The organism is Aeromonas sp. ASNIH5 (assembly GCF_002902865.1).
GTDB lineage: Bacteria > Pseudomonadota > Gammaproteobacteria > Enterobacterales > Aeromonadaceae > Aeromonas > Aeromonas caviae.
In genome coordinates, this window is record NZ_CP026122.1 from 1,027,475 (window position 1) to 1,046,702 (window position 19,228).

17 protein-coding genes are annotated in these 19,228 nt (G+C 64.9%); 8 read left to right on the forward strand and 9 right to left on the reverse strand.

Annotated elements, in window-relative coordinates:
• Window positions 1-4 precede the first annotated feature (4 nt).
• From C2U30_RS22760 to C2U30_RS04560, 3 genes are all read left to right on the forward strand, one after another.
• Window positions 5-172, forward strand: a complete 168-nt coding sequence (locus tag C2U30_RS22760) for a hypothetical protein (protein WP_199767343.1) — start codon at window positions 5-7, stop codon at window positions 170-172.
• A complete protein-coding gene (sbcB, locus tag C2U30_RS04555) occupies window positions 169-1,596 on the forward strand; it encodes an exodeoxyribonuclease I (RefSeq protein ID WP_199767344.1) in 1,428 nt (475 codons plus the stop codon). The genes C2U30_RS22760 and sbcB overlap by 4 nt, the downstream gene beginning before the upstream one ends.
• Window positions 1,597-1,744: 148 nt before the next feature.
• The gene (locus C2U30_RS04560) at window positions 1,745-2,251 is read left to right on the forward strand and encodes a hypothetical protein (protein ID WP_039038881.1); all 507 of its coding nucleotides are present in this window, start codon (window positions 1,745-1,747) and stop codon (window positions 2,249-2,251) included.
• A gap of 58 nt (window positions 2,252-2,309) precedes the next feature.
• Here C2U30_RS04560 and C2U30_RS04565 read toward each other — a convergent pair whose 3' ends face one another.
• Complete coding sequence (locus C2U30_RS04565; RefSeq protein ID WP_103243263.1) at window positions 2,310-4,025, reverse strand: glycoside hydrolase family 36 protein; 1,716 nt, start codon at window positions 4,023-4,025, stop codon at window positions 2,310-2,312.
• A 131-nt stretch (window positions 4,026-4,156) separates the two neighbouring features.
• Between C2U30_RS04565 and C2U30_RS04570 the strand changes: the two genes are divergently transcribed.
• The 3 genes from C2U30_RS04570 (at window position 4,157) to cdd (ending at window position 6,307) form a co-directional block, all read left to right on the forward strand.
• Entirely contained in the window at window positions 4,157-4,516 is a 360-nt protein-coding gene (locus C2U30_RS04570) for a CidA/LrgA family protein (RefSeq protein ID WP_010674461.1), read from the forward strand.
• On the forward strand, window positions 4,513-5,199 hold the full coding sequence (locus C2U30_RS04575; protein ID WP_041212945.1) for an LrgB family protein: 687 nt from the start codon (window positions 4,513-4,515) through the stop codon (window positions 5,197-5,199). The genes C2U30_RS04570 and C2U30_RS04575 overlap by 4 nt, the downstream gene beginning before the upstream one ends.
• A gap of 226 nt (window positions 5,200-5,425) precedes the next feature.
• The gene (cdd, locus tag C2U30_RS04580) at window positions 5,426-6,307 is read left to right on the forward strand and encodes a cytidine deaminase (RefSeq protein WP_103243264.1); all 882 of its coding nucleotides are present in this window, start codon (window positions 5,426-5,428) and stop codon (window positions 6,305-6,307) included.
• 791 nt (window positions 6,308-7,098) lie between these two features.
• Here the strand turns inward: cdd and C2U30_RS04585 are convergent.
• The 3 genes from C2U30_RS04585 to C2U30_RS04595 form a co-directional block, all read right to left on the reverse strand.
• Window positions 7,099-8,763 (reverse strand): AMP-binding protein, encoded by a 1,665-nt coding sequence (locus C2U30_RS04585; protein ID WP_103243265.1) that lies wholly within the window; start codon window positions 8,761-8,763, stop codon window positions 7,099-7,101.
• Window positions 8,764-8,862: 99 nt separating this feature from the next.
• Window positions 8,863-9,141, reverse strand: a complete 279-nt coding sequence (locus C2U30_RS04590; RefSeq protein WP_010674457.1) for a YfcL family protein — start codon at window positions 9,139-9,141, stop codon at window positions 8,863-8,865.
• A gap of 107 nt (window positions 9,142-9,248) precedes the next feature.
• Window positions 9,249-10,364 (reverse strand): ATP-NAD kinase family protein, encoded by a 1,116-nt coding sequence (locus C2U30_RS04595; RefSeq protein WP_103243266.1) that lies wholly within the window; start codon window positions 10,362-10,364, stop codon window positions 9,249-9,251.
• Window positions 10,365-10,481: 117 nt separating this feature from the next.
• On the opposite strand from C2U30_RS04595, the gene C2U30_RS04600 reads away from it, so the two are divergent.
• A complete protein-coding gene (locus C2U30_RS04600; protein ID WP_010674455.1) occupies window positions 10,482-11,204 on the forward strand; it encodes a TerC family protein in 723 nt (240 codons plus the stop codon).
• Window positions 11,205-11,290: 86 nt separating this feature from the next.
• On the opposite strand, the gene aroG is transcribed toward C2U30_RS04600, so the two are convergent.
• The 5 genes from aroG to C2U30_RS04625 form a co-directional block, all read right to left on the reverse strand.
• Window positions 11,291-12,346 (reverse strand): 3-deoxy-7-phosphoheptulonate synthase AroG, encoded by a 1,056-nt coding sequence (gene aroG / locus C2U30_RS04605; RefSeq protein WP_041212942.1) that lies wholly within the window; start codon window positions 12,344-12,346, stop codon window positions 11,291-11,293.
• Window positions 12,347-12,543: 197 nt separating this feature from the next.
• Complete coding sequence (gene aroA / locus C2U30_RS04610) at window positions 12,544-13,824, reverse strand: 3-phosphoshikimate 1-carboxyvinyltransferase (RefSeq protein WP_041212941.1); 1,281 nt, start codon at window positions 13,822-13,824, stop codon at window positions 12,544-12,546.
• A 170-nt stretch (window positions 13,825-13,994) separates the two neighbouring features.
• Complete coding sequence (serC, locus tag C2U30_RS04615; RefSeq protein WP_010674452.1) at window positions 13,995-15,083, reverse strand: 3-phosphoserine/phosphohydroxythreonine transaminase; 1,089 nt, start codon at window positions 15,081-15,083, stop codon at window positions 13,995-13,997.
• A 224-nt stretch (window positions 15,084-15,307) separates the two neighbouring features.
• Window positions 15,308-16,237 (reverse strand): electron transfer flavoprotein subunit alpha/FixB family protein, encoded by a 930-nt coding sequence (locus C2U30_RS04620; RefSeq protein ID WP_103243267.1) that lies wholly within the window; start codon window positions 16,235-16,237, stop codon window positions 15,308-15,310.
• Between the two features lie 103 nt (window positions 16,238-16,340).
• Complete coding sequence (locus tag C2U30_RS04625) at window positions 16,341-17,090, reverse strand: electron transfer flavoprotein subunit beta/FixA family protein (RefSeq protein ID WP_199767345.1); 750 nt, start codon at window positions 17,088-17,090, stop codon at window positions 16,341-16,343.
• A 126-nt stretch (window positions 17,091-17,216) separates the two neighbouring features.
• Here C2U30_RS04625 and C2U30_RS04630 point away from each other — a divergent pair, with 126 nt between their 5' ends.
• Window positions 17,217-18,860 (forward strand): electron transfer flavoprotein-ubiquinone oxidoreductase, encoded by a 1,644-nt coding sequence (locus C2U30_RS04630; protein WP_103243269.1) that lies wholly within the window; start codon window positions 17,217-17,219, stop codon window positions 18,858-18,860.
• Window positions 18,861-19,228 lie beyond the last annotated feature (368 nt).

Here is a 19,228-nt window from a genome sequence, read left to right on the forward strand (position 1 = left end):
TGGGATGACCAAGCTCACGGACAACGCCCACTGCCCATTAAAGCGCCAGGCGAACGCCCCGGACTTCGCTCTGCCAGCGCGATGGTTTACCATGCAGGCAATTGCGGTGCATGGCACCCCCACCCAGGCGCCAGGCGCCGCCGTCATCGGATACTCCTTTCGAGCAACATGAGCACATCAGCGCACCCGGCCAGCGGGCCCACGTTCTATTTCCACGACTACGAGACCTTCGGCATCAGTCCGGCCAAAGACAGGCCGTCGCAGTTTGCGGGCATTCGCACCGACGCGGATTTCAACGTCATCGGCGAGCCGCTGGTGATTTACTGCAAGCCGCCGGCAGATTACCTGCCGGAGCCGGAAGCCTGCCTCATCACCGGCATCACGCCGCAAAAGGCGATGAAGGACGGCCTGTGCGAGGCGGACTTCATCCGCCAGATCCACGAGCAGTTCGCCGCCCCGGGCACCTGCGTGCTGGGTTACAACAGCATCCGCTTCGATGATGAAGTGACCCGCTACACCCTCTATCGCAACTTCTATGACCCCTATGCCTACGCCTGGCAGAACGGCAACTCCCGCTGGGACATCCTCGACATGCTGCGGGCCTGCTACGCCCTGCGCCCGCAGGGGATAGAGTGGGCCCTGGACGACGAGGGCAAGCCGAGCTTCCGGCTGGAGAAGCTGACGGTGGCCAACGGCGTGGCCCACGCCAACGCCCACGATGCGCTCTCGGATGTGCTGGCCACCATCGAGATGGCCAGGCTGGTGAAAAAAGCCCAGCCCAAGCTCTTCGAGTACCTCTTTGATCTTCGCAACAAGAACAAGGTGAAGGCCCTCATCGACGTGGTGACCATGAAACCCCTGGTGCACGTCTCCGGCATGTTCTCCCCCTGGCAGGGGTGCGCAAGCTGGGTGTCGCCGCTCGCCTGGCACCCCACCAACCAGAACGCGGTGATCATGGTGGATCTGACCCGTGACCCGACTCCGCTCATCGAGCTCTCCTGCGAGGAGATCCGCGAGCGCCTCTACACCAAAAAAGAGGAGCTGGGGGATCTGGCCGGCATTCCGGTCAAACTGGTGCACATCAACAAGTGCCCGGTACTGGCCCCGGCCGCCACCCTGACGCCGGAGCGGGCGGACGAGCTGGGCATCAATCGGGCACAGTGCCGCAAGAGCCTGGATCTGCTGCGGGCCCACCCCGAGGTGCGGGAAAAACTGGTGGAGGTATTCAACCAGGAGTTTGCCGGCAGCACCGACGGCGACCCCGACACCCAGCTCTACGCCGGTTTCTTCGGCCACGGCGACAAGTCCACCATGGATCTGGTGCGCGCCACCCCGGCGGATCTGCTGGGGGAGCGGGAGTTTGCCTTCACGGATCCCCGTCTGCCCGAGATGCTGTTTCGTTACCGCGCCCGCAACTGGCCCCACACCTTGAGCGAAGCGGAGCAGAAGCGCTGGCGCCTGCACTGCAGCGACTACTTCAGCCGCCGCCTGCCGGATTATGTGCCGCGCCTGGAAGCCCTGGCGGAACAGAACCAGGGGAACGAACGGAACTTTGCGATTCTAAAGAGTCTCTATCACTACCTTGAAAATCTGTGAGATGTGAGCCGTTTCACAGTTAAAAACCGATGCGTTTCCCCGGCTCGCGACATAATGGGCAGGGAGCCCAAGCTCCTGATAGTGTGAATATTTAGATGCGCTGACGGCATGGATGCCGTGCTTTCGACTGTTGGGGAACTCTCGTTTTATGCGTTCAGCTCTGCCTGCTTTGACACTCGTCGCCTGTGCCCTGCTGCCCCAGGCCGCCCTCGCTGGCGCCCGGTTCGAGGTGCCAGACTACCTCTTGCGCCTGCCGGAGCAGACCTACCGGCTCATCGAGCGCAATTTCAGCACCCTCTACCAGCAGACCGACTTCACCCCGCAAATCACCAACAGCTATTTCAACCACTCGGATCTCTACCGCTTCGCCGGCATTCCCCTGGCCATCACGCCGCAAAACGGCTTCCAGATGGAGGTGTTCGGCCAGCTCTACAACAAGTCGTCCCAGATCTATGCCCAGATGAGCCAGGATCTCTCCCTCTATCGCACCCTGCGGGTGGACATGATGGGGGATCAGAGCGACGAGATCGCCATCGGCATGGGGCTCGGCATCCCCCTGACAACCCGCCTCACCGTCAAGGCGCTCGCCTCCAGCAACGAGATCCCGGGCTATGGCTCCGCCAATTACGCCATCGGGATGGAGTGGCACTTCTAGAGACCATTTCGCCACATAAAAAAGGCTCCCGAGGGAGCCTTTTTGCAGTGCAACGCCATCAGGGGTAGCGGATCACCGCCCCCTGCCCCCCTTGCAGCACCAGGGTGCTCCCCAGGGGCGTCTCGTCCCAGAAGTCCGTGCCCCCCGGCGCCAACGGGAACTCGCAGGGGTGCTCCCCCCAGTTGAACAGGCAGAGCAGCTCGCCGCCCCCGGGCAGCGCCACCCGCCCGCGCTCGAATGCCATCCCCTCGAAGCGGGCCGCCGGGGTGCGCGCGGCGCACAGGGCCAGCAGCTTGCCAAGGCGCGCCCCCTGCCCCTCGTCCAGATCCTGCAGCCGGTCCCCCGCCAGCACCATGCCACCGCTCGCCACCAGGGCGGCCAGGTGGAAGTCGTACTCGGCGCGGCTGGCGTGCTGGCCCGGGATATCCCGCAGGCAGACGCAGTCGGGGTCCAGCACCCAGAGCCGCTCGTGCTGCCAGGCGCGGCAGAAGGCTTCTCGCGCTATCTGGCGAAAACGGGGGCCCTGGCGCTCCACGTCATCGCTCACCCGCATGCCGTGCACCAGGCCGAGGCTCGGCCACAGCGGTGCATTGCAGCCGAGCAGGAAGGCCCCCTCCCCGGCGCCGCGCAGGATGGCGGCCATGCCGCGCCGATAGGCCTCCACCCGGGTGGCGGCGGGGTCGTGGAAGCGACCACCGTGGATGGCCCCCCAGAAGTTGGCATCGAGCTTGAAGTAGTGGATGCCCCACTGGGTACGCAGGGTGCGAAATACCTGCTCCAGGTGCGTCTGCACCTCGGGGTGGGTGCCATCCAGCACGTACCAGGGGGTGCAGCGCCAGCCCCCGTAGGTGACCCGCTCCGAGGGGAGCGGCAGGCCATCCTCCCCTTTCACGAACCAGTCAGGGTGCTGCTGGAACACTTGCGAGCCGGGCTCGGCGATAAAGGGGGCGACCCAGAGCGCAGGCTCGCAACCGGCGGCGCGGATCTCCCCTGCCAGGGCCGCCACCCCCTCCTCGAACTTGGCGGAAGGGGTGAGCCAGTCCCCCATCCTGGCCTGATAGCCGTCATCTATCTGGACGTAGCGCAGGGCCGGGAAACGCTCGGCCCGCACCGCCAGGTTCTCGCGAATGTCCGCCGCGCTCACGTTCGCGTAGTAGTGATACCAGGAGCACCAGCCGCTCGGGCGCGTGGGCACCTCCCCCACCAGGGAGCCGTGCTCGGCGGCGATATGCTGCGCCAGCGTCGCGAGCAGGGCCTCCCTGTCCGGCCCCTCCAGGCAGATCAGCGCCTCGCTCTGCCAGTACGCACCCGGCGCCAGGGTGCGCCCTTCGGTGTTCATCACTATCTCGAGGCGCCCGTCGGGATGGAGGCGAAATTCCCCGCCAAAGCGCTGGCAGCTCGCAAAGGCCAGCAGCAGCCAGCCCCCCTCCTGCGCCACCAGCAGCAGGTTGTGCACCGTGTGGTAGCCATGGTCGGCGGTGATGCGATAGACAGACGCATCGGGGCAGCGGCCCAGGTGCTCGGGGGCGTTCCAGCGTCCCCCGGTCTGGGCCAGCATCTGGAACCCCTCCCCGTAGATGGCCGCGTCGGGCGCAAGTCCGAGATCCCCCTCAAACAGCCGCCAGTGGTGGACGGCCTCGGACTGCTTCCCGGTGTTGTCGAGCCTCACCCGGCAAAGCGGCCCCTCCCACTGGCGGGTTTGCAGCAGGGTGTCAGGGAGGGCGGGATCGGCGGGCAGTTGGCGCAACCGGGCCAGGAGAGAGGGGGTCGACATGGGAACTCCTTCTTGTGAATGGGGATGAAGCCGGGGCCATTGTATCCCCTGCGGGCCAGTTGACCCTGTTCCCTCCCCCCCGTGCCTGTTAAACTGCGACCTCGCTCACACTTGCCAAGATGAGGCCCCCCGTGCTGCTGCAACGCACCCTGCGCTACCTTCGTGATTTTCTGGTCATCATCGCCTGTCTGCTGGCAGGCAAGGCCGTGGCGGCCATCCTGCCCTTCGCCTTCCCCGGCAGCATCATCGGCATGCTGCTGCTGTTCGTGCTGCTCTCCTTGCAGATCGTCCGCTTCTCCTGGGTCGAGCTGGGGGGCGGCCTGCTGCTGCGCCACATGGGGGTGCTGTTCGTGCCGGTGGCGGTGGGCCTGGTGGCCTGGCTCGAGCCCCTGCGCCAATCCTTCGGTCTCATCATGCTCTGCGTCGTGCTCGGCATCGTGCTCATCCTGGGCGCGGTCGGCCACCTCTATCAAAGGATGAACAAGCCATGATCCTCTGGTTCGCCCTGCCCCTCACCCTGGCCCTCTATTTCATGACCCGGGCTCTCTACCGCCGCCTGCCCTGGCCCGTCATCAATCCGGTGCTGATCCCCACCGCCGTCATCATCGGCCTGCTGCTCTGGCTCGATCTGCCTCTGGATCAGTACCAGCAGGGGGCTTCGCCCCTGACCGCCCTGCTGGAACCCGCCGTGGTGGCCCTGGCCCTACCGCTTTACCAGCAGGCGCGCCAGATCCGCGACAAGCTCACACCCATCCTGGCCTGCACCCTCACCGCGGTGCTCATCTCGGTCTGTACCACCCTGGGGGTCGGCCACCTGATGGGGGCGGATCCGGCGCTGCTCGCCTCCATCGCCACCAAGTCCATCACCACGCCGCTCGCCATGAGCGTCAGCCAGTCCCTCGGCGGCATTCCCGCCATCGCCGCCGCCGTGGTGGTGGTGGTGGGGATCCTGGGGGCCCTGGCGGGCTACCCCCTGCTCAAGCTGATGCGGGTCACCGACCCCGAGGCCCAGGGGCTCGCCATGGGAGCCTGCGCCCACGCCATCGGTACCGCCGCCTCCGCCGAGCAGGGAGTGACCCAGGGCGCCTTCTCGTCGCTGGCCATGGTGGTGTGCGGTGTACTGACCGCGGCCATCGCCCCCCTGCTGTTCGCCCTCTACCACTGGCTGACCTGATCCCCGTTGCCATGGCCGCCCCTGCGGCCATGGCCTCTATGCCCTTTCACCGTTTCCATCCGATACCCTCACCTCCCTGATGCCGGGAGCTGGCGCACAGATTGCGAAAGACAAACGTTTCCTTTACCATCCCCGCCCCTTTGCCCATCAAGGCGTGAGCGCGCTCACACAATTCGCCGCGCTTGCTCCCTACAATGGCCCCCCAATTGGCCTTTGAGGACACAGTATGCATCCCCGCTTTGCCAAGCCATTCGAGACCCTTTCCGCCCCGCTCCAGGCCGCCCTGCTGCCCATGCTGGGGGACGATTTCCAGGCCCGTTTCACCCCGGACCAGATCGCGACCCTGAAAGCCGCCACCGGGCTGGATGACAGGGCCCTGCGTCTGGCCTTGCTGCCGCTGGCGGCCGCCTGCTCGGTGGCCCCCATCTCCAGGTTCTTCGTCGGTGCCATCGCCTGCGGCCTGAGCGGCACCTGGTACTTTGGCGCCAACATGGAGTTCGCGGGCCAGGGGCTGTTCCACTCGGTCCACGCCGAGCAGTCCGCCATCTCCAACGCCTGGCTGGGTGGCGAGACCGGGATCTCCGAGATCACCGTGAACTACACCCCCTGCGGCCACTGCCGCCAGTTCATGAACGAGCTGAGCACCGCCAAGACCCTGAAGGTCTCCCTGCCGGACGATCTCAGCGAGCTGCAATCCTTCCTGCCCCACTCCTTCGGCCCCGCCGATCTCGAGATCACCGATGCCCTGATGAGCCCCCAGGCCCACGACGAGCTGGTACTCGAGAGCGACGACCCCCTGTGGCAGGCTGCGCTCACCGCCGCCCGCCAGAGCTATGCCCCCTATAGCCAGGGCTATGCCGCGGTGGCGCTGCAGTTCGAGGACGGGCGCATCTTCTGCGGCCGCTATGCCGAGAACGCCGCCTTCAACCCGAGCCTGCCGCCGATGCAGATGGCCTGCGCCCACGCTGTGCTGGGTGGCGAGGATCTCGCCACCGTGCGCCGCGCCGTGCTGCTGGAGAGCAAGGATGGCCAGATCAGCCAGCGGGATTCGGCCCAGTCCACCCTGAAGGCGCTGGGCTCGGTCGAGCTTGAGTACAAAGCCGTCTGACCCCGGCATCCGCCAACGGGAAGGGGAGCTGCGGCTCCCCTTCTTGCTCTCTGCGGCTCTCATCCTTGCCCCTCACCCCCTCTCTCTGCGCCTCTGGCGCAGTGCATCAGATGCCCCCCTGCCCCATGTGAGGGCGGTCTCCCTCCGATGACCTTATTGGCAGACCTCCTCTGCGGTGGCGGGAAGCCCAGGTTAAGGGGCCAATGCCCCGCCCCTGCCCCTTGCGGCCCCCGTGTGTGCCCCCAAGATGCATTTGCCAAGCCACTGGGATCCCGCCTTTCCATGGATTTTGCAAATACCTTTCCCTGCCGATTCCCCCGGCGCGGGGCGGCATGGCGGCGGCGGGAAAGGTCGGGGAAGGGGTCAATGCCCCGCCCTCGCCTCTTGCGACCCCCGTGTGTGACCCCAAGATGCATTTGCCAAGCCACTGGGATCCCGCCTTTCCATGGTTTTTGCAAATACCTTCCCTGCTTGTTCCCTCGACGCAGGGCGGTATGGCGGCGGCGGGAAACGTCGGGGAAGGGGTCAATGCCCCGCCCCTTGCGGCCCCCGTGTGTGACCCCAAGATGCATTTGCCAAGCCACTGGGATCCCGCCTCTCCATGGATTTTGCAAATGCCTTTCCCTGCCTGTTCCCTCGACGCGGGGCGGCATGGCGGCGGGAAACCTCGGAGAAGGCGTCAATACCCCAGCCCCGCCCCCTGTCGGCTGCTTTCCCCTGAAATACAGCGGGGGAGCCACTGGCTCCCCCGACTGTCATTGATATGGCCCATATGGCGGCACCGACCCCTGTCAGGACTCCCACAGGATGCGCTGACTGCCGGACCAGCGCTCGCCGATGTCCGCGTATTTTTGTTCCAGCAGGTGGCGGCGGATCTTCATGGTGGGGGTCAGCACCCCGTTCTCGATGTTCCAGGGGCTCTTGACCACCAGGATGCCCCGCAGGCGAGCGTGGGATTCCAGCTTGTCGTTGACCCGGTTGAGGGCAGCCTCCAGCTGGGCCTCCACCCCGGCCTTGTCCCCCTTCATGGCGCTCTCGGCGAGCTGCACCAGGGCGACCGGCTGCGGCATGCCGTAGCCGATGACGCAGAGCTGCTCGATGATGGGCTCCTGCCCGAGCATCCCCTCGATGGGCACCGGGGCCACGTACTTGCCCTTGGCGGTCTTGAAGACGTCCTTCATGCGGCCGGTGATGGTGAGGTAACCCTCCCGGTCCAGCTTGCCCATGTCACCGGTGTGCAGCCAGCCCTCGGCGTCGATGGCCTCTGCACTGTGCTCGGGATCCTTGTAGTAGCCCACCATCATGCCGTCGCAGCGACAGAGGATCTCCCCCTCGTCGGAGATCTTGATGGTCACCCCGGGCCCGGCCTTGCCGACGGTGCCTATCTTGTCCGCCCGGAACGGGTAGTTGAGAGTGGAGTAGGCGTGGTTCTCGGTCATGCCCCAGGCCTCGGTGATATGGATGCCGATGCTGTGATACCACTCCAGCAGCGCCGGGGCCACCGGCGCCGAGCCGCAGCCCAGCACCCGCGCCTGATCCAGCCCCAGCCCCTTTTGCAGCTTGCTCTTGATGAGGTTGGAGACGAGGGGGATCTTGAGCAGCAGCGCCAGCTTTTTCTGGGGCAGCTTCTCGTGGATCTTGATGCGGAACATGGCCCAGAGCCGCGGCACCGAGATGAAGACGGTGGGACGGCAGCGCTTGACGTCCTCGATGAAGGTGTCGAGGGATTCGGGGAAGGCGATGGTGGCACCGCTGAACAGGCTGCCGCCGTAGATGTAGACCCGCTCGGTGATGTGGGCAAGGGGCAGGTAGGAGAAGCCGCGATCCTCGGCGGTGAGGGAGACCGCCTCCACCAGCTTCTCGCAGGACCAGGCATAGCGCTCCACGCTCAGCATGGCCCCCTTGGGCTTGCCGGTGCTGCCGGAGGTGTAGACCAGGCTCAGCAGGGCATCCGGCGCCTGCACCGGGCTGTCCGGGATGGGGTCGTATTGCGCCAGCAGATCGTCCCACTGGTGGGCGGCCGGCATGGTGTCGTAAGGCAGGGCGATACGCAGCAGATCCCCGGGCACCCCCGCCTCCTGGCTCTTCCAGTCGTCCAGCTTGCCGACGAAGATCGCCCTGGTTTCGCTGTGGCGCAGCACGTATTCGATGGTGTCGACGTTGGCGGTGGGGTAGATGGGCACGCTCACGTATCCCCCCATCTGCATCGCCAGATCGGCGATGAACCACTGGGCGCAGTTCTTGGAGAGCAGCGCCACCTTGTCACCGGGCTCCAGGCCCAGGGCGCGCAGTGCCGTCACCATGCGCCGCGCCTCGTCGGCGACCTCACCCCAGGTGAAGTCGACGTATTCGCGGTGGATGGTCTGACGCAGATAGATTCGGTCGGGACACTGCCGCTCCCAGTGATAGAGCATCTCGAGCGGCAGTCTGGTGGCAATGCGTGAGGTGGAGGCCATGGTTTAATCCCTGAAACAAAAGGCGAGCCTCATTATTAACCTTTTGATAACACTCAGGGAAGCAGATTACTTAAACTTGTGTTTGAACTGCGAATGGGATCAAGCTTCCGCCTGGGCCTGCAGACGCTTCCACATCTCCTGCACCAGCACCTCGTCCTGCTCGGAGAGCTCACCCTGCAAGATGGCCTCGTTCAGGCTGCGCAGCACATAGCTCTTGACGTCCCGCACCAGGGTCTTGCCCTCCAGCTCGGCGCGCGCCACCGCAAGGGAGATGTGCCCTCGCAGATAGCCACCCGCAAACAGCTCGTCTTCGCTGGCCGTGGCGACCATGGCGTCGATCAGTCCCAACAACTTGTGTTCAAAATCGTGAATCGTCATTTAACGCAGCCTCATTTCCGGGGTTGCCGGCAAAAAATTCGGGGAGTGGAACCGCGATCCGGTTGATCGCGGCTCTCTGGCGCCAGGCCAGCCGCATCCTTGATGTCCTATTCCGGGTTGGCCACCGGGTAGATGACCTGATCCTTGTATCCCGTGGTTATGCGCAGATAACCACTCAACGACCGGTTCAGTACCGGATCGTCGGTGTCCACCAGCAGCGGACGGCCTTCTAGCGCCGCCAGCTTGGCTTTGGTGGCGAGCACCTGGATATGCTCGCGCCCGACGGCCCGGATCACGTCTGGACTCAATTGCTGATTTCCGCGCCCGAACAGATGTCCCTGACCGCCGATCAGGGTGATGATCAGACGGCAGCGACGGCCGCGGATCCGGGTCAGGATCTCGGCGGCGGACAGATCCTGCCCGATAAGTTGGCCATTTTCCACCAGATCCACACCGAGCAAGGTATTTTCCAGACCCAGCTCACCCATGCAGGCGGCCACCGTGCTCCCCGACCCCATCAGGTAGAGGGTATCGGGCTCCATCTGCTCCACCACACCGGCGGCAAGATCGGCGAGCACCAGCTCCTCGGACTCCCGCCCCCCCTGCTTGACCGCCTGCACGTAGCGCAGATCCCCGGGCACCAGCAGCTGGCCGTAGTGGCGGGCGCGCACCTTGCCGGCGCGAAACGCCTCCTCGTCGATGTCCATCACCTCCGCATCCACCAGGCTCAGGAGCTCCCCCGCGATCATTCTGGCCGCCACCCGGCCGCTCGCCGCCGGCGTCACCCCATAGACCCCGGAGTGGATCTTGCACCCCGCCGGGATGCCGAGCACATGGCAGGACTCCCCCACCGCCGCGCAGATGTCCCGGGCGGTGCCATCGCCACCGGCGAAGAGCAGCAGATCCACCCCGGCATCGCGCAGGGCCAGGGCGGCAGCCCGGGTGTCCTCGGCGCTCGTCTGCGCCCCGGCAGGCCGATGGACGATGCGATGGGGCAGCCCCAGCTCGGAGGCGAGGTCGGCCCCCATCTCTTCGGCCACCGTCAGCAGCTCGAATGGGGTGGTCAGCTCGCACAGGGGCAACAGGGCCTGGCGGGCCCGCTCCCGGGCCTTGGGGACGGCCCCGCGCGCCAGCGCCTCGGCGACCATGCCGTCACTGCCCTTGAGACCGACGGCCCCGCCGATGCCGGCGACGGGGTTGATGATGAGCCCTAATCGAAACATGTTTCCCTCCTGTTGGATCGCCGCCATTTTTATCTTTTCCCGCCACTGGGACAAGCCATGACCCCCTGCTAAAATGCGCGACTTCTACCTCAATCACTGTTCAACCAAGGTTCCATCATGCTGGAATGGATTGCGGACCCCTCCGCCTGGGTCGCGCTCGCCACCCTGACCCTGCTCGAGATCGTGCTCGGCATCGACAACATCATTTTCATCTCCATCCTGGTGGGTCGCCTGCCGGAAGCCCAGCGCCAGAAAGCGCGCATCCTGGGGCTGGGGCTCGCCATGGGCACCCGCATCCTGCTGCTGCTCTCCCTGGCCTGGGTGATGCGCCTCACCGAGCCCCTCTTCACCGTGCTGGGGGAAGCCATCTCGGGACGGGATCTCATCCTGCTGGTGGGGGGTCTGTTCCTCATCGCCAAGAGCACCCACGAGATCCACCAGAGCCTGGAAGGGGCCGCCGAAGAGGCGGGTGTGGTGAGCAAGACCGCGGGCTTCCTGTCCACCCTGGTGCAGATCGCCATCCTCGACATCATCTTCAGCCTGGACTCCGTCATCACAGCCGTGGGCATGGCGGATCATGTCCCTGTCATGGTGCTGGCCATCATCATCGCCGTCGGCGTCATGATGTTTGCCGCCAAGGCCATCGGCGACTTCGTCGATACCCACCCCACCATCAAGATGCTGGCCCTCTCCTTCCTTATCCTGGTCGGGGTGGCGCTGATGGCCGAAGGGCTGGATCTGCACATTCCCAAGGGTTACATCTACTTCGCCATGGCCTTCTCGCTGGTGGTGGAGATGATCAACATCCGCCTGCGCGGCCACCAGGAGCGGGCCAAGTAAACCGCGACCTGTCGAGAGATGGCCAAACAAAAAGCGCGACCCAGGGTCGCGCTTTTTTATTGCCCCGCCAACGGGGCGCCTTGGGCTCAGAGGGCGTTGCGAGCGGCCACGGCGTCCGCCAGGTTGCGCAGCAGCACCTCGGTATCGGCCCAGCCGATGCAGGCGTCGGTGATGCTCTGGCCGAAGGTGAGCTCGCACCCGTCCACCAGATCCTGACGCCCTTCCACCAGGTGACTCTCCACCATGACGCCGAACACCGCCTTGCTGCCGGCACGCAGCTGACCGGCCACGTCCTCGGCCACCAGCATCTGGTTCTTGAACTGCTTGCTGCTGTTGGCGTGGCTGAAGTCGATCATCACTTTCTGGGGCAGACCGGCCTTGTCCAGACCACTCACCACCTCATCCACGTGACGGGCGCTGTAGTTGGGCTCGCGGCCACCGCGCAGGATGATGTGACAGTCCGGGTTGCCAGCGGTCGAGACGATGGCGGAGTGCCCGTACTTGGTCACCGACAGGAAGTGGTGCGGGGCGCTGGCGGCGCCGATGGCGTCGATGGCCACCTTGATGGTGCCGTCGGTGCCGTTCTTGAAGCCCACCGGGCAGGAGAGACCGGAGGCCAGCTCGCGGTGTACCTGGGATTCGGTGGTACGGGCGCCGATGGCACCCCAGCTCATCAGATCCGCCACGTATTGCGGGGTGATCATGTCGAGGAACTCGGAGGCGGTCGGCAGCCCCATGTCGTTGAGATCCAGCAAGAGCTTGCGACCCAGGCGCAGGCCGTCGTTGATCTGGCAGCTGTTGTCGAGGTAGGGGTCGTTGATCAGCCCCTTCCAGCCCACTGTGGTACGGGGTTTTTCGAAGTAGACCCGCATCACGATCTCCAGCTGATCTTTCAGCTCGTCGCGCAGCACCTTGAGGCGTTTGCCGTATTCCAGGGCGGCGACCGGATCGTGGATGGAGCAGGGGCCGATCACCACCAGCAGGCGATCATCGTCGCCGGCCAGGATGTTGTGGATGGCCTGACGGGATTCAAACACGGTGGCCGAGGCGGTGTCGGTCGCCGGAAACTTCTCAAGCACCGCAACCGGGGGCAATAACTCTTTGATTTCACTGATACGAACGTCGTCGGTTTGATGCTGCATGACCAAGTTTCCTGCTAGATGACTGCGATAAAGAGATCTCAATCTAGCCCTGTGCCGGGTCGGTGTAAATAGAAAATTACATTCTTCGGCAAGGAATTTTATTATCGCACCTTGCAAGTTTGCATAATGCTGCTAAGAGGCATGAAAAAAGCGGGGGGCAGAGATGAAAAGGCCCGCACGAAGCGGGCCGAAAGGGCTCAGGCCTGACTGACGCTGGCCAGCTTGTCGAAGTAGTCCGGGAAGGTCTTGGAGGTGCAACCCGGATCATTGATGGTGACCGGCGTATCGGAGAGCGCCACCAGGGAGAAGCACATGGCGATGCGGTGATCGTTGTAGGTGTCGATGGCCGCGTGGGTCAGCTGTGCGGGCGGGATCACGGTGATGAAGTCGTGCCCCTCCTCCACTTCCACGCCCAGCTTGCGCAGCTCGGTCGCCATGGCGTGCAGGCGGTCGGTCTCCTTCACCCGCCAGTTGTAGATGTTGCGGATGGTGGTGGTGCCCTCGGCAAACAGCGCCGTGGTGGCGATGGTCATGGCCGCATCCGGGATGTGGTTCATGTCCATGTCGATGCCGTGCAACGGCCCCTGCTCGGCCTCGATGAAGTCATCGCCCCAGGTGATGCGGGCCCCCATCTTCTCCAGTACGTCGGCGAAGTGGATGTCCCCCTGGATGCTGTGCTTGCCGATGCCGGTAACCCGCACCTTGCCCTTGATGGCACCCGCCGCGAGGAAGTAGGAGGCACTGGAGGCATCCCCTTCCACCAGAAAGTCGCCCGGGCTGACATAGGTCTGGTTGCCCTTGATGTAGAACACCTTGTAGTCGTCGTGCTCGATGACCACCCCGAACTGCTTCATGATGTGCAGGGTGATGTCGATGTAGGGCTTGGAGACCAGCTCCCCCTTGATGTGAATGCGGGTGTCGCCGGCCGCCATGGGGGCCGCCATCAAAAACGCCGTCAGGAACTGGCTGGAGACGGAGCCGTCGATGTGGACATCGCCCCCCCAGAGCCCCTTGGCATCCACCACCAGAGGCGGATAGCCATCTTTCTTCAGGTACTGGATGTGGGCACCCGCTTCGCGCAGGGCATCCACCAGGTGGCCGATGGGGCGCTCTTCCATGCGCGGCTCGCCGCCCAGGGTGTACTCGCCGGAGCCCAGGCACAGGGCGGCGCACAGGGGGCGCATGGCAGTACCGGCATTGCCGAGGAACAGGTTGACCGGTGCCGAGACCGCGAAGCTGCGACCCAGACCGTGCACGGTGCACTCGGTCTTGTCGGCGGAGAGCTTGTACTTGACGCCGAGCTGGGTCAGCGCCGCCAGCATGTGGCGGATGTCATCGCTGTCGAGCAGGTTGGTCAGCCGGGTGGTGCCCCGGGCCAGGGCCGCCAGCAGCAGGGCCCGGTTAGAGACACTCTTGGAGCCGGGCAGATTGACCACCCCGGCCACGCTAGAAATGGGTTCCAAACGCAACGAATTCATAGACTTCCTGTTCGATCTCAATTAAATCACCTGACCGGACGTTAACAGCCCGCGTCCCCCGCGGCAAGTTCGACAGTGGCACGACCGCGGGAGAGGGCAGCCTGGGTCAGGATGGGTCTGAAAAACAGACGCCGGGGAGTCCCCGGCGTCTGGCAATGGGGAGGCACGCCTCAACCGTGGCGTTTGGCAAAGTCATCCATAAAGCTGACCAGGGCCTTGACCCCTTCCAGGGGCATGGCGTTGTAGAGGCTGGCGCGCATGCCACCGACGATGCGGTGTCCCTTGAGGGCCAGCAGACCGGCCGCTTCCGACTCCGCCAGGAACAGCTTGTCCAGGGCCTCGTTTTTCAGCTGGAAGGGCACGTTCATGCGGGAGCGGCAGGCCACATCCACCTTGTTGCCATAGAAGCTCGACTGATCGAGGTAGCCGTAGAGGAAGTCAGCCTTCTCCTTGTTGCGTGCTTCCATCGCCGCCAGGCCACCCTGCTCCTTGAGCCACTCGAACACCAGACCGGCCAGGTACCAGGCGTAGGTGGGGGGCGTGTTGAACATGGAGTCGTTCTTGGCGGTGAGCTGGTAGTCGAAGATGGACGGCACATCGGCGCGGGCCTGGTTCAGCAGGTCGTCGCGCACGATGGCGATGGCCAGACCAGAGGGGCCTATGTTCTTCTGGGCACCGGCGTAGAGGATGCCGAAGCGGCTCACATCGAGGGGACGGGAGAGGATGGTGGAGGAGAGATCCGCCACCAGGGGCACATCGCCGGTGGCCGGGATGTCGAACATCTCGATGCCATCGATGGTTTCGTTCGGGCAGTAGTGCACATAGGCGGCATCGGCGCGAAACGCCGGCGTCGGCAATAGGTGGGAGACCCCCTGCTCGTTCTTGGCCACCCCCTGGAAGGTCTGGATGTCACCGTATTTCTGGGCTTCATCCACGGCGCTCTGGGCCCAGACGCCGGTCACCAGGTAATCCGCCTTCTTGTTGGCGCCACCCAGCAGGTTCATGGGCACGGCGGAGAACTGGCCGCGGCCACCGCCGTGCATGAAGAGCACCTTGTAGTTGTCCGGCACCGCCAGCAGGTCGCGCAGGTCCGCTTCGGCCTTCTCGGCGACCGCCATATAGGGCTTGCCGCGATGGGAAAGCTCCATGACCGAGGCTCCCAGCCCCTGGAAATTACAAAATTCGCGCTGGGCGCGCTCCATGACTTCAACCGGCAACATGGCAGGGCCGGCGCAGAAGTTGTAAATCTGTTTGCTCATGACGCTTTCCGTGAATGGATGTGTGTGATCGGTGACTCGAACGTTTTTACACGACAGCCCCCCGTGGGGGCAAAGGCTTTTTGGGATCCAGCGCAACCTTTTGCCCCGGCGCCACCGGGCCCCCATCAGACAAAAGCCCTGAACGGGCCAGGGCTTGCAGAGAATATGCATGGAAACGGGGGCGAGACAGCACGGACGGCTTTCTTCGCCCCTTTGTGGCAAATTTACAGCTTGGCGGTGAGCTCCGGCAGCAGGGTGAAGAGATCCCCCACCAGACCGTAGTCCGCCACCTGGAAGATGGGGGCCTCGGCGTCCTTGTTGATGGCGACGATCACCTTGGACTCCTTCATCCCCGCCAGATGCTGGATGGCGCCCGAGATGCCCACCGCGATGTAGAGCTCGGGGGCCACCACCTTGCCGGTCTGCCCCACCTGCAGGTCGTTGGAGACATAACCTGCATCCACGGCGGCCCGCGATGCCCCGACGGCAGCCCCCAGCTTGTCCGCCAGAGCGTCGATGAGGGCAAAGTGCTCTTTCGAGCCGAGTGCCCGCCCGCCGGAGACCACCACCCGGGCCGCCCCGAGCTCGGGTCTGGCGGAGCGCACCGCACGCCGCTCGATGAGCCGGGTACGGCAGCGCACCTCAGCCACCGGCAGCGATTCCATCACGGCACGCACCTCCCCGGACCCGGCCTTGGCGAACGCGGTGGGCCGCACGGTGAGCACCTTGACGGGGGCGCTGCTCGCCACCCGGGCGATGGCGTTGCCCGCATAGATGGGACGCAGGAAGGTGTCGGGCCCCTCGATGCCGGTCACCTCGGCGATCATCTCCACCCCGAGCCTGGCCGCCACTCGCGGCAGCAGATCCTTGCCCTGGCTGCTGGCCGCCATCAGGCAGTGCTGGTAGTCCCTGGCCACCTCGGCGAGCAGTCTGTCGACCCCGTCGTTGAGCCCCTCCGCCAGCATGGGATGTTCTGCCAGCAGCACCCGGTTTACCCCCGTGAGGGCGGCGGCCTGCTCCCCCGCCTCCGTCAGCCCCTGCCCCAGCAGCAAGAGGTGCACCTCGCCCCCCAGGCGCCCCGCCGCCGTGACCAGCTGGGCCAGGTTGTCGGCGATCCGCCCCTGATGATGTTCCGCAATCACAAGTACGCTCATGGCAGCACCTTCATGTCATCCATTGATCCCTTGCTCCCCCGGGCCGTTGCCCCATGCATGGCGCTCACGCCTGCGGGAGGCATCCCTCTCATGCCCCTGCCCATCAGAGCACCCGGGCTTCGTGCTTGAGCTTGTCCAGCAGCTCGTCCACCGAGCCCACCCTGATGCCGGCGCTGCGCACCGGCGGCGCCATTACCCCGAGCTGCCGTGTCTGGTCGGCCGGCACTACCCCGAGGGCGGCGAACGGCTGGCTATCCAGCGGCTTGCGCTTGGCCTTCATGATGTTGGGGAGGGAGGCGAAGCGCGGCTCGTTGAGACGCAAGTCCACGGTCACCACGGCGGGCAGCGCCATGCCGAGGGTCTCGAGGCCACCGTCTATCTCGCGGGTCACCTGCAATTCCCCCTCCACCAGCCTGATGGCGGAAGCGAAGGTGGCAAGTGGCCAGTCATTGAGGGCGGCGAGCATCTGCCCCACCTGGTTGTTGTCGGAATCGATGGACTGTTTGCCGAGCAGCACCAGATCGGGCTGCTCCTGCCCGCACACCGTTTGCAGGGCCCGGGCCACGGTGAGCGGAGTCAGGGTCTCGCCGGTAACATAGTGCAGCGCCCGATCCGCCCCCAGCGCCAGGGCATGGCGCAACTGCTCGGCCGCCGCCTCGGGGCCGAAGGTCACCACCACCAGCTCGGATGCCACGCCGGCTTCCCGCAGCCTGACCCCCTCCTCCACCGCGATTTCACAAAACGGGTTGATGCCCATCTTCACATTGGCGAGCTCCACATCGGAGCCATCCCCCTTGACCCGGATCCTGACGTTGTAATCAACGACCCGTTTGACTGCGACCAGCAGCTTCATGGCGGTCATCCCTCATACCTGTTGTGTGGGTCCACCTTGTCGTCACTCACTTTTCTGCTGACAAAGTGGTTTACGTTTACGTAAACTACCAGCACTACCATAGGCCAAGTCGAGCACAGAGGCAAGATGGAACGCGAAGCAATGGAATTTGATGTCGTCATCGTCGGTGGCGGCCCGGCAGGCCTGAGCGCCGCCATCGCATTGAAGCAGCAGGCCCCGGCCCTCTCGGTCTGCCTGCTGGAGAAGGGGGCCGAGATCGGTGCCCACGTCATCTCCGGCGCCCTGCTCGATCCCGTCGCCCTCAGGGAGCTGCTGCCAGAGAGCTGGCAGGAGGCCCCCCTCGGCGTGCCGGTGACGGATGATCAGGTCCATCTGCTGCAAAGCGACAGCCGCTCCCTGCAACTGCCCCACTGGGCGGTGCCACCCCGCATGCACAACGACGGCAGCCACATCATCAGTCTCGGCACCCTCTGCCGCTGGCTCGGCAAGCAGGCCGAGGCCCTCGGTGTCGAGATCTACCCGGGCTTTGCTGCCAGCACCCTCATCGTGGAGGAGGGCCGGGTGCGCGGGGTGGTGACCGGCGATCTGGGCCTCGACAAGGAGGGCAACCCCAAGCCGGATCACGTGCCCGGCATGGCCCTGTATGGCCGCTATACCCTGTTTGCCGAAGGGGCGCGCGGCCACCTCGGCAAACAGCTGATCGCCCGATTCCATCTGGAAAATAGCGCCCAGCCGCAGCATTACGCCATCGGCTTCAAGGAGGTGTGGCAGGTGCCTGCGGGACAATCCCATCCTGGGCGGGTACTCCATGGCAGCGGCTGGCCCCTTGGTGAGGAAAAGGGCAACAAGAGTCAGGGGGGCTTTTATCTCTATCATCTGGCCCAGGATCAGGTGGCGGTCGGCCTTATCGTCGATCTCAACTACCAGAATCCCTGGCTCAGCCCCTTCGACGAATTCCAGCGTCTCAAGCACCACCCCCTCATCGCGGCAACGTTGCAGGGGGGCGAGCGCATCAGCTACGGCGCACGGGCCATCACCAAGGGAGGCTGGCACTCATTGCCGCGCATGCACTTTCCCGGCGGCCTGCTCATCGGTTGTGACGCGGGCACCCTCGACTTCTCCCGCATCAAGGGGATCCACACCGCCATGAAGTCCGGCATGGTGGCGGCCGCGACGGTCGCCATGGCACTGCAAGGAGGGGATGAAGGGGGACGGGATCTGGCCGAGTTTCAGGACGCGCTGCTGCAAAGCTGGCTGACCCGGGAACTGAAGAGGGCCCGCAACGTCGGGGCCGCCCTGCACCGCTTCGGCCCCTGGCTCGGCGGCGCCTTCAACTGGCTGGAGCAGCGACTCTTTGCCTTGACCTCTCCTTTTACTCTGCTGGACAAGGAGCCGGATTACCGCCAGCTGCGCCTGGCCAGCCGTTGCCAGCCCATCGACTACCCCAAACCCGACGGCAAGCTCAGCTTCGACAAGCTCTCTTCCGTCTATCTGGCCAGCACCAGCCACGACGAGGATCAACCCTGTCACCTGACCCTTCAGGACGCGCGCATTCCGGTCGAGGTCAACCTGCCCACCTGGGCCGAACCCGCCCAGCGCTACTGCCCGGCGGGGGTGTTCGAGATCCTTGATGGGGATACCCGGCCAAGGCTGCAGATCAACGCCGCCAACTGCATTCACTGCAAAACCTGCGACATCAAGGATCCCAGCCAGAATATCGTCTGGACGCCGCCCCAGGGGGGCTCGGGCCCCAACTATCCCAATCTGTAACAGGCTTGCCCACGCACACCAGAGCAGATAACAAGGAGACGCAGCCCCGGAACACCGCCCGGAGACCGTTTCCTGCGCTTGGCCGGGGGCTGTCTCAGGGCGACCAGCAACCCGCCATTCCCGCCGGTGAGCCCGGGCCCTCCCCCACACCAGGGCGAACAAAGAAGGCGACGCCGGGATCGCCCGCATCGGGGTCGCCACGGCTGATCCGACCTCGCCGATTTTTTGAGCGAACAGGCTGAACCCCTGATGAATAGGCCCTGACAAGCGGGTCCCGCCCCTGTATAGTTCGCCGCATTCAGGTTGTCCATCGGCCTCGTTATGCTATTTCATGGGATCGCTTTCCGTGCGATCTAAGGCCGCATGAA